Annotated in this window: 11 protein-coding genes, 1 tRNA gene and 1 pseudogene; 9 read left to right on the top strand and 4 right to left on the bottom strand. The window is 56.1% G+C overall.

Features of this window, described 5'->3' with window-relative positions; all coding sequences use genetic code 11:
• Positions 1-42: 42 nt before the first annotated feature.
• Positions 43-3,993 carry a trifunctional transcriptional regulator/proline dehydrogenase/L-glutamate gamma-semialdehyde dehydrogenase gene (gene putA, locus COO59_RS18545; RefSeq protein WP_103061204.1) on the bottom strand — a complete coding sequence of 1,317 codons (3,951 nt, stop codon included), beginning with the start codon at positions 3,991-3,993 and terminating at the stop codon, positions 43-45.
• 435 nt (positions 3,994-4,428) lie between these two features.
• Here putA and putP point away from each other — a divergent pair, with 435 nt between their 5' ends.
• The 6 genes from putP (at position 4,429) to phoH (ending at position 10,819) form a co-directional block, all read left to right on the top strand.
• Positions 4,429-5,913 carry a sodium/proline symporter PutP gene (gene putP, locus COO59_RS18550; RefSeq protein ID WP_103061205.1) on the top strand — a complete coding sequence of 495 codons (1,485 nt, stop codon included), beginning with the start codon at positions 4,429-4,431 and terminating at the stop codon, positions 5,911-5,913.
• Between the two features lie 263 nt (positions 5,914-6,176).
• Entirely contained in the window at positions 6,177-7,010 is an 834-nt protein-coding gene (gene efeU, locus COO59_RS18555) for an iron uptake transporter permease EfeU (RefSeq protein WP_103061206.1), read from the top strand.
• A 51-nt stretch (positions 7,011-7,061) separates the two neighbouring features.
• Complete coding sequence (gene efeO / locus COO59_RS18560) at positions 7,062-8,183, top strand: iron uptake system protein EfeO (RefSeq protein WP_103061207.1); 1,122 nt, start codon at positions 7,062-7,064, stop codon at positions 8,181-8,183.
• A 5-nt stretch (positions 8,184-8,188) separates the two neighbouring features.
• On the top strand, positions 8,189-9,466 hold the full coding sequence (gene efeB / locus COO59_RS18565) for an iron uptake transporter deferrochelatase/peroxidase subunit (RefSeq protein WP_103061208.1): 1,278 nt from the start codon (positions 8,189-8,191) through the stop codon (positions 9,464-9,466).
• 297 nt (positions 9,467-9,763) lie between these two features.
• Positions 9,764-9,964, top strand: coding sequence for a hypothetical protein (locus COO59_RS20810; protein WP_133158622.1), 201 nt, complete (start codon positions 9,764-9,766; stop codon positions 9,962-9,964).
• A gap of 66 nt (positions 9,965-10,030) precedes the next feature.
• Positions 10,031-10,819 carry a phosphate starvation-inducible protein PhoH gene (gene phoH, locus COO59_RS18570; RefSeq protein WP_103061209.1) on the top strand — a complete coding sequence of 263 codons (789 nt, stop codon included), beginning with the start codon at positions 10,031-10,033 and terminating at the stop codon, positions 10,817-10,819.
• A gap of 355 nt (positions 10,820-11,174) precedes the next feature.
• Here the strand turns inward: phoH and COO59_RS18575 are convergent.
• Positions 11,175-11,262, bottom strand: a tRNA-Ser gene (locus COO59_RS18575).
• 233 nt (positions 11,263-11,495) lie between these two features.
• On the opposite strand from COO59_RS18575, the gene phoA reads away from it, so the two are divergent.
• Positions 11,496-12,905, top strand: coding sequence for an alkaline phosphatase (phoA, locus tag COO59_RS18580; RefSeq protein ID WP_103061210.1), 1,410 nt, complete (start codon positions 11,496-11,498; stop codon positions 12,903-12,905).
• A pseudogene (locus COO59_RS18585) lies at positions 12,902-13,039 on the top strand (type II toxin-antitoxin system HicB family antitoxin); the annotation flags it as partial. The gene phoA and the pseudogene COO59_RS18585, both read left to right, overlap by 4 nt.
• Positions 13,040-13,088: 49 nt before the next feature.
• Here the strand turns inward: COO59_RS18585 and msrA are convergent.
• Entirely contained in the window at positions 13,089-13,628 is a 540-nt protein-coding gene (msrA, locus tag COO59_RS18590) for a peptide-methionine (S)-S-oxide reductase MsrA (protein ID WP_103061211.1), read from the bottom strand.
• A gap of 123 nt (positions 13,629-13,751) precedes the next feature.
• A complete protein-coding gene (locus tag COO59_RS18595) occupies positions 13,752-14,315 on the bottom strand; it encodes a flavin reductase family protein (RefSeq protein ID WP_103061212.1) in 564 nt (187 codons plus the stop codon).
• A gap of 199 nt (positions 14,316-14,514) precedes the next feature.
• On the opposite strand from COO59_RS18595, the gene COO59_RS18600 reads away from it, so the two are divergent.
• Positions 14,515-15,198 (top strand): SOS response-associated peptidase family protein, encoded by a 684-nt coding sequence (locus tag COO59_RS18600; protein ID WP_103061213.1) that lies wholly within the window; start codon positions 14,515-14,517, stop codon positions 15,196-15,198.
• Positions 15,199-15,224: the final 26 nt, after the last annotated feature.

The following is a 15,224-nucleotide window of genomic DNA, read 5'->3' on the forward strand; positions in this document are numbered from 1 at the left end:
AAAGCCGCCCTGATACAAGGCGGCTTGTTGTAACGTGCTGCGTTAGCCAATCGTCATCAGGCTGGCGTTTCCTCCCGCTGCGGCGGTATTAACGCTCAGCGAACGTTCGATCAACAGACGCTCCAGCAGCAGATTGGTTTCGCCACGAGCGAAGCCCTGTACCGAAACGATCGCGCCGCCGCGCGCCGCGACCTTCTCGCACAGCAGACGCAGCTGATCGGCATCGCCGTGATAGATCACCGCATCATAATGCTGTTCTTCAGCCAGCGGATCCTGAGCAAAGTCGATCCGTGCCCGTACTTTTTCCGGCAACGACTGCGCCAGCTTACGGTGCAGCTCATCATCCTGCCACAGGACGCGGCTGCCGACGCTGGTTACCGCCGCCAGCTGTACCAGCGCATCCTGCTCGTTATCCGTCAGACAGAGCACGCGCTCGCGCGGCAGCAGAATATAGGTGTTGCGTTCGCCGGTTGGACCCGGCAGCAAACGCACCGTGCCGCCCTGCGCCAGTTTTTCAAAGCGGGCGCAGGCTTCCGCCAGCTGCGGCTGCGCTTTGGCCCAGTCGCTCAGCGCCTTATGCGCTTCGATCAGGGAAGGGCGCAGCGTCGCGTCAGGCGCCTGTTCGGCATCGTGACGATCGAGCGTCACCTGTAGCGCGTTATCCGGGCGATGCGACAGCAGGCGATAGAGATAGAGCGGACCGCCCGCTTTCGGGCCGGTGCCCGACAGACCTTCGCCGCCAAACGGCTGTACGCCGACCACCGCGCCAACCATATTACGGTTAACGTACAGGTTGCCGACTTTAGCGCGCTGGGTCACCTGGCCGATGGTTTCATCGATACGGGTATGCACGCCCAACGTTAAGCCATAACCGGAAGCATTAATCTGTTCGATCAGCTGCGGCAGCGAGCTGCGCGTATAACGCACCACGTGCAGCACCGGGCCAAAGATCTCTTTATCCAGCTCGTCGATGCTGTTCAGCTCAATCAGCGTCGGCTTAATAAAGGTGCCCTGCGCCCACTCTTTGCTGTCCTGCTGATTTTCCTGCGCCGCCTGGAACACCGTCAGCCCTTTGGCGCGCATTGCCTGAATATGACGTTCGATATTCTCTTTTGCCTCGGCATCGATCACCGGTCCAATATCGGTTGAGAGACGCTCCGGGTTACCCATCCGGCATTCCGCCATCGCACCGCGCAGCATCTTCAGCGTATGATCGGCGGCATCTTCCTGAATACAGAGCAGACGCAGCGCCGAACAGCGTTGTCCCGCGCTGTCCCAGGCAGAGGAGACAATATCCAGCACCACTTGCTCGGTCAGCGCCGAGGAGTCCACGATCATCGCGTTCATCCCGCCGGTTTCGGCAATCAGCGGCGTTGGACGGCCCTGCGGATCGAGACGTCCGGCAAGGTTACGCTGTAACAAAGTGGCGACGGCGGTCGAGCCGGTAAACATGACGCCGCGCACCCGATCGTCGCCGGTCAGCTGGGCGCCAACGGTCTCGCCAGGGCCCGGCAGCAGCTGGATCACGCCAGCTGGCACGCCCGCCTCAAGCAGAATACGCACCGCCTGCGCGGCGATCAGCGGCGTTTGCTCTGCGGGTTTCGCCAGCACGCTGTTGCCTGCCGCCAGCGCGGCGGCGATCTGACCGGTAAAAATGGCCAGCGGGAAGTTCCAGGGACTAATACAGACTACCGGCCCTAATGGACGATGGGTTTCATTATCAAAGTCGCTGCTTACCAGGCCGGAATAGTAATAGAGGAAATCGACCGCTTCGCGCACTTCGGCAATGGCGTTGCTGAAGGTTTTACCCGCCTCGCGCACCAGAATGCCGATAAGCGTTTGCATCTGGCCTTCCATCAGTTCTGCGGCGCGTTCCAGGATGGCGGCGCGCTCCTGTGGCGGCGTGGCAAACCAGATTGGGCCGGCATTCACCGACGCCTGCAACGCCTGCGCCACTTCCTGTTCGCTGGCTTCACGCACTTCGCCAACAATATCGCTGGGATCGGCAGGGTTCAGCACCGGGCGGTAGTCGCCCTGACTCAGTTCGCCGTCCATCATCGGCCCGGCACGCCATACATGCGCGGCGCTGCTTAACAGGGCGCTGGAGAGCGAAGCCAGGCGGTGTTCATTAGCTAAATCCAGCCCGGCGGAGTTGGGGCGCTTATCACCGTACAGATCGCGCGGCAGCGGGATTTTCGGATGCGGCAGACCAATGGCGCCTTCCGTTGCGGCCAGGCGCTCAACCTGCTGAACCGGATCGGCCACCAGCTCATCCAGCGGCAGGGTATTGTCCGCGATGCGGTTAACAAAGGAGGTATTGGCGCCGTTTTCCAGCAGACGACGCACCAGATAGGCCAGCAGCGTTTCATGGGTGCCGACCGGCGCATAGATACGGCACGGGCGGTTCAGCTTGCCATCGGCAGTTTTCCCGACCACCTGCTCATACAGCGGCTCGCCCATGCCGTGCAGGCACTGGAACTCATACTGGCCGGGATAATAGTTATTGCCCGCCAGCTGATAAATGGCCGCCAGGCTGTGGGCGTTATGGGTGGCAAACTGCGGATAGATCAGGTTCGGCACCGCCAACAGCTTGCGGGCGCAGGCCAGGTAAGAAATATCGGTGTATACCTTGCGCGTATAAACCGGATAGCCTTCCAGCCCTTCGACCTGAGCGCGTTTGATTTCGCTGTCCCAGTAGGCGCCTTTTACCAGACGAATCATCAGGCGACGACGGCTGCGCTGCGCCAGATCGATCAGCGAGTCGATCACGAACGGGCAGCGTTTTTGATAAGCCTGGATAACGAAGCCGATGCCGTTCCAGCCTTCCAGCTCCGGCTCGAAGCAGAGCTTTTCCAGCAGATCGAGCGATAGCTCCAGGCGGTCGGCCTCTTCGGCGTCGATATTAATGCCGATGTCGTAAGAGCGCGCCAGCAGCGTCAACGATTTAAGAACCGGGTAGAGCTCTTCCATAACGCGCGCATACTGCGCCCGGCTGTAGCGCGGGTGCAGCGCGGAAAGTTTGATGGAGATCCCTGGGCCTTCATAAATGCCGCGCCCGTTTGAGGCTTTACCAATGGCGTGGATCGCCTGCTGATAAGAGAGCAGGTAGGCTTTCGCATCGCTGGCGGTCAGCGCCGCTTCGCCCAGCATATCGTAAGAGTAGCGGAAGCCTTTTTCTTCCAGCTTGCGCGCGTTGGCCAGCGCTTCGGCAATGGTTTCGCCGGTGACAAACTGCTCGCCCATCAGGCGCATCGCCATATCCACGCCTTTGCGGATCAGCGGCTCGCCGCTTTTGCTGATGATGCGGTTAAGAGAACGCGACAGGTTGGCTTCGTTATGCGTGGAGACCAGGCGGCCGGTAAACAGCAGGCCCCAGGTAGCGGCATTCACAAACAGCGAAGGGCTGCGGCCCAGGTGCGCCTGCCAGTTGCCGTTGCTGATTTTATCGCGGATCAGCGCATCGCGCGTCGGCTTATCGGGAATACGCAGCAGCGCTTCCGCCAGGCACATCAGCGCCACGCCTTCCTGCGAGGATAATGAGAACTCTTGCAGCAGGCTTTGCACCATTCCGGCGCGTCCGGTTGCTCCTTTCTGGTGCCTCAGCTTATCAGCCAGCGACCAGGCAAGCTGGTGGGCTTTCTCTGCCAGCGGAGCAGGCAAACGCGCCTGTTCCAGCAGCATTGATACTGCTTCAGGCTCCGGGCGTCGCCAGGCGGAGGTAATGGCAGCGCGGGCGACCGTTTGCGGCAGGATCTGTTCCGCGAAATCCAGGAACGGCTGATGCGGCTCTTCCGGCAGCGGCTCTTCAGCTTCATTAGCCGTCGCCTGCAACGGAAACTCAGCGGGCTGCGCGCCCTGTTCCAGCTGCTCAAGATAGTTAAAAATCGCTTGTTTAATCAGCCAGTGCGGGGTGCGATCGATATGTTGTGCGGCCAGCTTAATTCTGTCGCGGGTGGCTTCATCCAGTTTGACACCCATGGTCGTAGTTCCCATGCCTTAAACGCTCCTTAAAACCTTATATCACCGTGGTATGGCGCAATATCACCTATGTTGCAACTTTGTGCAACCGTGTTAATTGTGAGCCTGTTAACACTCTGCGCAAACGCCAAATTGTTAAATCAGCGAAAGCGGCATGGATATTGCTGCAAATTTCTCGCCATGTTTGCAGAAGACTGAATTTTCTTACGTTGGCGCGGTTGTTATCGGGGTGTAACCGGTTAAAACGTGACCTGGTGCAACCTTCTGAACTTCTGATGGTAAGGAGGAGTGAATTCACTGTAACAGCTGTGTTAAATGCATTGTGCGTTATAAACCTTTCCGGCAGGATAGCGCGCCACAGCTTAACGCATGATAAAAACCGCTGCGTTCCGGCGGGAATAACAGGGCAAATAACCCTCTGCTTGATACCGATAATAAATGGAGAACCTGATGACAGTAAGCACACCCATGTTGGTGACATTCATCATCTATATTCTTGGCATGGTGTTAATTGGCTTTATGGCCTGGCGCTCAACCAAAAATTTCGATGACTACATACTTGGTGGTCGTAGTCTTGGCAGCCTGGTTACCGCGCTTTCAGCCGGCGCATCGGATATGAGCGGCTGGCTGCTGATGGGGTTGCCTGGCGCTATTTTCCTGTCAGGGATTTCAGAAAGCTGGATTGCTATTGGGCTGACCATTGGCGCATGGCTGAACTGGAAGATCGTCGCCGGTCGCCTGCGCGTGCAAACCGAACATCACAATAATGCATTGACGTTGCCTGACTTTTTTACCAGTCGCTTTGAAGATCGCAGCAAGCTGCTGCGTGTTATCTCCGCCATCGTGATTCTGGTGTTTTTCACCATCTACTGCGCATCCGGCATCGTGGCCGGGGGACGTCTGTTTGAAAGTACCTTCGGTATAAGCTACGAAACCGCACTGTGGGCCGGTGCGGCCGCCACTATTCTCTATACCTTTATCGGCGGTTTCCTGGCGGTAAGCTGGACCGATACCGTACAGGCCAGCCTGATGATTTTTGCGCTGCTGCTAACGCCGATTATGGTGATTGCCGCCGTGGGCGGCCTTGATGACTCGCTGCGGGTTATCGAAGCGAAAAGCCTGGAAAATCTCGATATGCTGAAAGGGCTGAACTTTGTCGCGGTTATTTCGCTGCTGGGCTGGGGGCTGGGCTATTTTGGCCAGCCGCATATTCTGGCGCGCTTTATGGCTGCCGACTCTCATCGTTCGATTCGTACTGCCCGACGTATCGGTATGGCGTGGATGATCCTCTGCCTGGCCGGCGCCGTCGCGGTAGGCTTTTTCGGCATCGCCTATTTCCAGAACCATCCGGAACAGGCGGCAGGCGTTAGCGAGAACGGCGAGCGCATCTTTATCGAGCTGGCGCGTATCCTGTTTAACCCGTGGATCGCCGGGATCCTGCTTTCCGCTATTCTGGCGGCGGTGATGTCCACGCTGAGCTGCCAGCTGCTGGTCTGCTCCAGCGCCCTGACGGAAGATCTCTACAAAGGCTTTCTGCGTAAGAACGCCAGTCAGAAAGAGCTGGTTTGGGTTGGACGGGTGATGGTACTGATCGTTGCGCTGATTGCCATTGCGCTGGCCGCCAACCCTGACAACCGCGTACTGGGGCTGGTTAGCTACGCCTGGGCCGGTTTCGGCGCCGCTTTTGGACCGGTGGTGCTGTTCTCCGTCTGCTGGAAACGCACCACGCGTAACGGCGCGCTGGCGGGCATGGTGATTGGCGCGCTGACGGTGCTGGTATGGAAACATTACGGCTGGCTGGGTCTGTATGAAATCATTCCTGGCTTCCTGTTTGCCGGCATCGCTATCTACGTTGTCAGCCTGATGGGCCGCGCACCTTCCGCTGAAGCGCAGGCGCGCTTCAATGCGGCAGATGCGGAATATAACACGCACTAAGCTTTTTCTGTTGCAGGCCGGTAGCGATACCGGCCTTTTTTGTCCCTGTTATTTATGACGTGAACGACAGCAGGGCTACGTAAACCCGATCCCTGCGCACAACAGTAGAACTAAAACGAACCGGATAAAATTTTCCCAGCGCAAACCACAAATAATCACACCAGGTCACTTGTTTTTTATCTGCCGATAATGATAATCAGTATCGTTTTTGTTTACGCTTCTTTACGCCCATTTACGCTTACGAGAACTACTGAGGATCAGGCATGTTCGTTCCATTCTTAATTATGCTACGCGAAGGGCTGGAAGCGGCGCTTATCGTCAGCCTGATAGCCAGCTACCTGAAACGCACCCAGCGCACCCGCTGGTTCGGCGCCATGTGGGCCGGTGTCTTGATTGCCGCCGCACTCTGTCTGGCGCTTGGCCTGTTTATCAACGCCACCACCGGCGAATTCCCGCAAAAACAGCAGGAGCTTTTTGAAGGCATCGTGGCGGTTATCGCCGTCATCATCCTGACGTATATGGTCTTCTGGATGCGTAAGGTCTCACGCAACGTCAAAGCGCAGCTGGAAGGGGCCGTTGACCAGGCGCTGCAAAAAGGCAACAACAACGGCTGGGCGCTGGTTCTGATGGTTTTTCTTGCCGTCGCGCGCGAAGGGCTGGAATCGGTCTTCTTCCTGCTCGCCGCCTTCACGCAGGATGTCGGCCTGGCACCGCCCGTCGGCGCCGTGCTGGGGCTTATCACCGCCGCCGCTATCGGCGCGCTAATCTACTGGGGCGGCGTCAAACTGAACCTGGCTAAATTTTTTAAATGGACCAGCCTGTTTATCATCTTTGTCGCCGCTGGCCTTGCTGCCGGTGCGATCCGCGCCTTTCATGAAGCGGGGTTGTGGAATCAATACCAAACCATCGCCTTTGACCTCAGCAACTCGCTCTCCACGCATACCCTGGTCGGGACGCTGCTGGAAAGCCTGCTGGGTTACCAGGAAACGCCCACCGTTAGCGAAGTCGCGGTCTGGTTTATCTACCTCATTCCGGCGCTGCTGCTGTTTTTTATGCCTGCCCGGTCTACTGCCGCAGCGGCACGCTCAATACGCTAAAACCACTGGCGCGCCCGCCGCGCCTGTTTATGATTAACAGGGACAATATTGATGACCATTTTCTCTCACCGCAACGCCTTACTGGCTTCTCTGCTGGCGTATTCTGCGGTATCCGGCGCGGCTGATGTGCCGCAGGTTAATGTTAGCGTTAACGACAAACAGTGTGAACCGATGGAACTCACCGTTAGCGCCGGAAAAACCCAGTTTATTATCCGTAACAACAGCCAGAAAGGGCTGGAATGGGAAATCCTGAAAGGCGTAATGGTGGTTGAAGAGCGCGAAAACATCGCGCCGGGCTTCACGCAAAAACTTACCGCCAATCTCCAGCCCGGCGAATATGAAATGACCTGCGGCCTGCTCAGTAATCCGCGAGGTAAACTGATCGTCAAAGCGACCGGCGCTGCGCAGAATAGCGACAAACAGGCCGAGCTGACGCAGCTCAGCGGTGCAATCGCCGAATATAAAACCTGGGTCGTTGGCGAAGTGGCGCAGCTGGTCAGCGGCACTAAAGCCTTTACCGACGCGGTAAAAGCGGGCGATGTGAAAAAAGCGCAGGCGCTGTATGCGCCAACCCGTCAGCACTATGAGCGCATCGAACCGATTGCCGAACTGTTCGCCGATCTGGATGGCAGCATTGACGCGCGTGAAGATGACTACGAACAAAAAGCGGCAGATCCGAAATTCACCGGTTTCCATCGCCTCGAAAAAGCGCTGTTTGGCGATCGCAGCACCGACGGCATGAACGATTACGCCGATCGTCTGTATCAGGATACGCTGGAACTGCAAAAACGAATCAATGAGCTGGCTTTCCCGCCGGGCAAAGTGGTGGGCGGCGCGGCTGGCCTGATTGAAGAAGTGGCAGCCAGCAAAATCTCCGGCGAAGAAGATCGCTACAGCCGTACCGACCTGTGGGATTTCCAGGCCAACGTTGACGGCGCGCAGAAAATCGTTAACCTGCTGCGCCCGCAGCTGGAAAAAGCGAATCCGCAGCTGCTAAGCAAAGTGGATAACAACTTCAAAAAAGTCGATGCCATCCTGACTAAATATCGTACCCAGGACGGCTTCGCCTCGTATGAAAAACTGACCATTACCGATCGTAATCGACTGAAAGGGCCGATTACCGCGCTGGCGGAAGATTTGGCTCTGCTACGTGGCACGCTGGGACTGGATTAAGCAGGATGAAAAAAATGACCGATACGGCGATGCCTTCACGGCGTCGCCTGTTAAAAGGACTCGGTCTGCTGGGCGGCGCCGCTGTGGTTGGCAGCGGCTGTCCGGTAAGCGGCGCGGCGGCGAAAAATTTTTCGCCCGGCACGCTCTCACCCAACGCACGGGAAGAGCGCCAGCCGTTTTACGGAGCGCATCAGGCAGGGATCACCACGCCGCAGCAGGCGGCAATGATGCTGGTGGCCTTTGACGTACTGGCGAATGATAAAAGCGAACTGGTGCGGTTGTTCAAACTGCTCACCGAACGCATCGCCTTTCTGACCGTCGGCGGCATCGCGCCGCCGATCGCCAATCCGCAGCTGCCGCCGCTTGATTCCGGCATCCTCGGTGGACATATCTGGTCCGATAATCTGACGGTAACCGTCTCGGTGGGGGAGGCGTTATTTGACGAGCGCTACGGTCTGGCGGCGTTAAAACCCGCGAAGCTGCAAACCATGACGCGTTTTCCCAACGACGCGCTGGATGCGGAAAGCTGTCATGGCGATCTGCTGTTGCAAATCTGCGCCAACACCAACGATACCGTTATCCATACGCTACGCGATATTATCAAACATACGCCCGATCTGCTGGCGATCCGCTGGCGGCGCGAAGGTTTTATCTCCGACCATGCGGCGCGCAGCAAAGGTAAAGAAACGCCAATCAACCTGCTGGGCTTCAGGGATGGCACGGCCAATCCCAATACGGCAAACCAGGCGCTGATGGATTCCATCCTCTGGGTGACGAAAGATCAGCAGGAGCCCGCCTGGACCGTGGGCGGCAGCTATCAGGCGGTGCGTATTATCCAGTTCCGCGTTGAATTTTGGGATCGTACGCCGCTGGGCGAACAGCAAACTATCTTTGGCCGTGAAAAGCTCAGCGGCGCGCCGCTGGGGATGAAAAACGAACGCGATGAGCCGGACTACACCCAGGATCCGCAGGGAAAAATTATTCCGCTTGATGCGCATATCCGTCTGGCCAATCCACGCACGGCGGAAACGCAAAGCAGCCTGATGCTGCGTCGCGGCTACAGCTATTCCGCTGGCGTAACGTCTGCTGGTCAGCTGGATATGGGGCTGCTGTTTGTCTGTTATCAACACGATTTAGAAAAAGGATTTTTAGCGGTACAAAAACGGCTCAACGGTGAAGCGCTGGAGGAATATATTAAACCCGTGGGCGGCGGCTATTTCTTTGTGCTGCCCGGCGTGACAAATAATCAACGCTATCTGGCGCAGTCGTTACTGGAGACCTGATTAACTTACGGTTTCCCGCCGGGTTATAAATGGCGGGAGACTATTTTTTGTACACGCTTTCTTTTCGCGATTCCTTTTCCTGCCCTGTGATGAAATTTCTGATTTATCTCAGCACTATTTTCGTTTCTTAACCTATTGTTTTATAATTATAAATTAAGAAGTTTCCTTTTTTCTCCGCGTCAAATGATTATTTTTTATTCATTCAGGTAAAGTTGCTGTTGCAAATTTATAAGAATCTGTTGCACTTTATACAGGTCGGTAGTCTGAAATGTTCAGCTTCCTTGATGGAGAATGCGAATGGAAAAGTCCGGTAATGGACAGCCCGTTTCAAATAAAAAACATCGCACGGTTTTTCGCGAGAGTTTTTCTTTCTCCTGGTTATCTTCTTCTTTTTTCAATCCTCCTGGCTTAACTCCCTTTTATGTTTTCCGGCGTATGCCTGCGGCGTGCGCTCATTCATTAACGGCTCGTAAGGCTCTGAAGGAAGCCACCCTCTAAAGCGTTCACGTAATCGCACCAGACCGGCTCCGGTGCGGGAAATGAAACCAACTGTAAGGTGCCACTATGGGAAGACAGAAAGCAGTGATCAAAGCGCGTCGTGAAGCACGTCGGGTGCTTCGTAGCGATTCACGCAGCCATCGGCAGCGCGAAGAAGAATCGGTCACCTCGCTGGTGCAAATGGGCGGCCTGGATGCCATCGGTATGGCATGTGATTCACGCGACCGTTTACCTATTGAAGCGCGTAATGAGGCGCAGGCGCACTATCTTAACGCCATAGAGACAAAGCAGCTGATCTTCGCAACCGGTGAAGCGGGTTGCGGTAAAACCTGGATCAGCGCGGCAAAAGCGGCAGAAGCCCTGATTCACAAGGATGTCGACAGGATTATCGTGACCCGACCGGTGCTGCAGGCCGACGAGGATTTGGGCTTTTTGCCTGGTGATATTTCTGAAAAGTTTGCTCCCTATTTTCGCCCGGTCTACGACGTTCTGGTTAAACGTCTCGGTTCTTCCTTTATGCAATACTGTCTGCGTCCGGAAATCGGCAAGGTGGAGATCGCCCCCTTTGCCTATATGCGCGGGCGTACTTTTGAAAACGCCGTGGTGATCCTGGATGAGGCGCAAAACGTCACCGCTGCGCAGATGAAAATGTTTTTGACCCGCCTGGGCGAGAACGTCACGGTTATCGTCAACGGTGATATTACCCAGTGTGATTTGCCTGCGGGTGTGACATCGGGCCTGGCCGACGCGCTTGATCGTTTCGTCGAAGATGAAATGGTAAGCGTGGTGCGATTTGGTAAAGAGGATTGCGTGCGTTCCGCGCTCTGTCAGCGCGCGCTGCATGCTTATAGTTGATTGAGTGAGTAGTCTGTAGCCCAGGCCCGGACGCAAGTCCGGGCTTTTTTACGCGGGCAGCCTGCGGCTGTCCAACCGGCAAGGCCGGTTGTCGAACCCGACGGGGCTTCTCATCACCCCTTTCAGAGTGCTTTATGCCAATAAAAAAGCCTGAACTTTCGCTCAGGCTTTCTTATGAAATATGGCGGTGAGAGGGGGATTGACTCGCGCTAACGCGCTCGCCCTGCGGGCAGCCTGCGGCTGTCCAACCGGCAAGGCCGGTTGTCGAACCCGGCGGGGCTTCTCATCACCCCTCTCAGAGTGCTTTATGCCAATAAAAAAGCCTGAACTTTCGCTCAGGCTTTCTTATGAAATATGGCGGTGAGAGGGGGATTCGAACCCCCGATACGTTGCCGTATACACACTTTCCAGGCGTGCTCCTTCAGCCACTCGGACACCTCACCGCATTGTCTGTTAACACCGCTCTGGGTGGCAACGGGGCGCTACTATAGGGAGTTGTCATTACAGGGTCAAGCACTATTTTTCCCTTTTGTTATCACCGGTTAAGGCTTATACAATTCGCTATCTTTAGCAGGGCTGTCATAGAAACGACATCGAAGCGTAAGAAAAAATACATCACCCTGACTTACGCTTCTTTATACAACCTCGCAATAAAAATTTACAAAGGATTAAGTAAATGAAAAAGCAGCCCTTATTAACGCTTTCCCTGCTGGCAACCCTGATCGGCGGCAACGCTATGGCGGAAATGGCGACCCTTTCACGCGCCGCGTCTGGCGATATTACCCAGCAGGGCGGCGCACGCCGTTTTAGCGGCGACCAAACCGCAGCGCTCAGGGCATCGTTAAGCAACGCGCCGGTAAAAAACGTTATTTTGCTGATTGGCGATGGCATGGGCGACTCGGAAATAACGCTGGCGCGTAACTATGCTATGGGCGCAGGCGGCTTTTTTAAAGGTATCGATGCGCTACCGCTCACCGGACAATATACCCACTATTCGCTCGATAAAGAGACGCATAAACCTAACTATGTTACCGACTCGGCCGCCTCGGCAACCGCCTGGTCCACCGGCGTAAAAACCTATAACGGCGCGCTCGGCGTTGACGTTAACGGTAAAGATCACGTAACGCTGCTGGAGCTGGCTAAAGCTGCGGGTAAAGCCACCGGTAACGTCTCTACCGCTGAGCTGGAAGATGCAACGCCCGCCGCGTTAATTTCTCATGTCACCTCGCGCAAATGTTACGGTCCGGTAAAAACCAGCGAGCTTTGCGCCAGCAATGCGCTGGAAAAGGGTGGCAGAGGATCGATTGCCGAGCAGCTGCTGGTCACGCGTGCCGATGTTACGTTGGGCGGCGGCGCGGAAACCTTCAGTGAAGTGGCCAAAGCGGGGAATTACCAGGGAAAAACGCTGCGCGAACAGGCTGCAGCACGCGGCTATCAGCTGGTCAACGATCTGCAAACGCTGGAGGCGGTAACCGTAGCCAACCAGCAGAAACCGCTGCTGGGCCTGTTTAGCGATGGCAATATGCCGGTGCGCTGGCAGGGCCCGAAAGCCAGCTATCACGGCAATATCGATAAGCCCGCCGTTACCTGTGAAGCTAATGCGCAGCGTCCGGCCAACACGCCGACGCTGGCGCAAATGACAGATAAGGCTATCAGCCTGCTCAGTACCAATAAACAAGGTTTCTTCCTGCAGGTTGAGGGCGCCTCGATCGATAAACAGGATCACGCCGCCAATCCCTGCGGACAAATTGGCGAAACGGTAGATTTAGATGAGGCGGTACAGAAAGCGCTGGAATTTGCGCGTAAAGATGGCAATACGCTGGTGATCGTTACCGCTGACCATGCGCATTCCAGCCAGATCGTTGAAAACGGCACGAAAGCGCCGGGCCTGACGCAGGCGTTAAATACCAAAGATGGGGCGGTAATGACCGTCAGCTACGGGAATTCGGAAGGGGAATCGCAGGAGCATACCGGCACGCAGCTGCGTATTGCCGCCTACGGTCCGCATGCGGCTAATGTGGTTGGCCTGACTGACCAAACCGATCTCTTCTTTACTATGTACGATGCGCTGGGACTGAAAAAATAACAGGCGAGCCTGAGGCCGGAGACGACAAGCACGCCTACGGCGTAACGGTTTCGGATCTGCCTGGTTGCTTTTCCGCGGGTGATAACCTGGATGAGGCAATCGCCAACGCTAAAGAAGCGATCGCTGCGGCCATAATGCAAAAGCCCCGCCCTGAACTGACGGGGCTGCTTGCTTAAGTGCGGTTTAAGAAGACGTTTTCACGCGATTAGCAAAACTCTTACGCAGTTTCTGCAGCTTCGGCGGGATCACCGCCATGCAGTAGCCGTTGCGCTGGCCTGCGCCTTCCCAGTAATCCTGATGATAAGCTTCCGCCGGATAAAATTCTTTCAGCGGCTCGATAGTGGTGACGATCGGGTCGCTGTGATCCTGCTGGGCGCGCGCGATCGCCGCTTTGGCTTCCGCTTCTTGCTCTGCGTTCGCCGGGAAAATAGCGGAGCGATACTGGGTGCCGATGTCGTTGCCCTGACGATTCAGCTGGGTCGGATCGTGCGTGACAAAGCTGATGTCCAGCAGATCGCCAAAGCTGACTTTTTCCGGATCGAAACCGATGCGGATGGCTTCAGCATGGCCGGTTGCGCCGCTGCATACCTGCTCGTAGGTCGGGTTAGGGCGCGTTCCGCCGGTATAGCCGCTCTCTACTGATTCAACGCCGATAATGTCCTTAAACACCGCTTCGGTACACCAGAAACATCCGCCTGCAATTACCGCATATTCAATTGCCATTCTTTTACTTCTCCAGATTGGGTCGTGACGCTAAGCCAGCCATCCTCGCATAATCTGCTATTCACCGGCAATTAGCGCCGCTCTTTCTGTTCAGCTAACCGCCTAACAGGAAAATTTTTCATGTTAAATCAGCATCTCCGGCTTAAATTTCTTATGCTGATCGCTGGTTTGCTCGCCCATCACGCGGAACAGGCCTTCACCGGTATAGTGCAGCGTGGCAGGCAGTTCCACCTGCGGATCGACATGCGCTTTAACCACTTCAAAAATAAAAAAGTTGTAATTATCAACCAGCGCGCCGTCGTAAAGCCGACATTCAAAGCTGGCGAAGCATTCGGCAATCAGCGGCGCTTTAACCACGCAGCCCGGCTCAGCGGTAAGGCGGTTATCCGCGAATTTATCGATCTCATCGCCGTGGCTGTTGCCAATGGCCACCACCCGATCGATTAACTCGCGGGTGGGAATATTAATTACACATTCGCCGCTGTTGCGGATCAAATCGTGGCTGACGTTCATACTGGCGATCATGCAGCCCAGCAGCGAGGGCGAAAATTCCAGAATGGTATGCCAGCCAAGCGTCATAATATCGCTCTGGTTTTCCCAGCTTGACGTCACCAGAACCACCGGGCCCGGCTCCAGATATTTGCGCACTTTTTCTACGGGAAAGTTTTGCTTATCGTAAACAGCCATAATGCCTCCACTGGTGAAAGAGACTCTTCTCTCAGTGTAGCGGCTGACGCGCGCGGCACCAGCCGCAGGCACAGCATTAACGGCTGCGCAGACGAATGACGCCGGCAGGAAAAATCCCGCTCATCGCCGTACCGACCGGGTTGCCGCGCCGCCTAATCCCTGCGCGCCTTCTATACTACTGCTAAATAAAGGAGGCGCTATGTGCGGACGTTTTACTCAAATTCAATCACGCGAAGCCTGGCTGTCAGCGCTTGAGGGCCAGGCCGAGCGCAATATTGCCTGGGATGAGCAGCCGATCGGACGCTATAACGTCGCGCCCGGCAGTAATGTGCTGTTGTTGAACTACCGCGACGATGCGCTGCATCTCGATCCGGTTTTTTGGGGCTATGCGCCGCCCTGGTGGCATAAAGCGCCGCTGATCAACGCCCGGGTAGAAACGGCGGCGAAAAGCAAAATGTTTCGCCCGCTGTGGCAGCACGGTCGCGCTATTGTCATGGCCGATGGCTGGTATGAGTGGAAGCGCGAAGGCGAAAAGAAACAGCCTTATTACATCTGCCATCGCCAGCGCCAGCCGCTCTTTTTCGCGGCGATAGGCCATGCGCCCTATGCGCGCCAGCAGGAAAAAGAGGGCTTTGTGATTATCACCGCCGCCAGCGATCGCGGCATGGTTGACCTGCACGACAGGCGACCGCTGGTGCTGGAGGCGCAGGCGGTAAGCGAATGGCTGCATCCTGACACGTCTGCCCAACGCGCCGGGGAACTGACAGAGCAGGCGGCGACAGATCCGCAGCAGTTTAGCTGGCATCCCGTCAGCCGGGCGGTAGGCAATCCGCATCATCAACAGCCGGAGCTGGTGGAGCCCATTGCGGACCCACTGTGTTAAATGCGCCAGGTCCACCATTTTTTGCA

The organism is Mixta theicola, from assembly GCF_002895925.1.
Classification (GTDB): domain Bacteria; phylum Pseudomonadota; class Gammaproteobacteria; order Enterobacterales; family Enterobacteriaceae; genus Mixta; species Mixta theicola.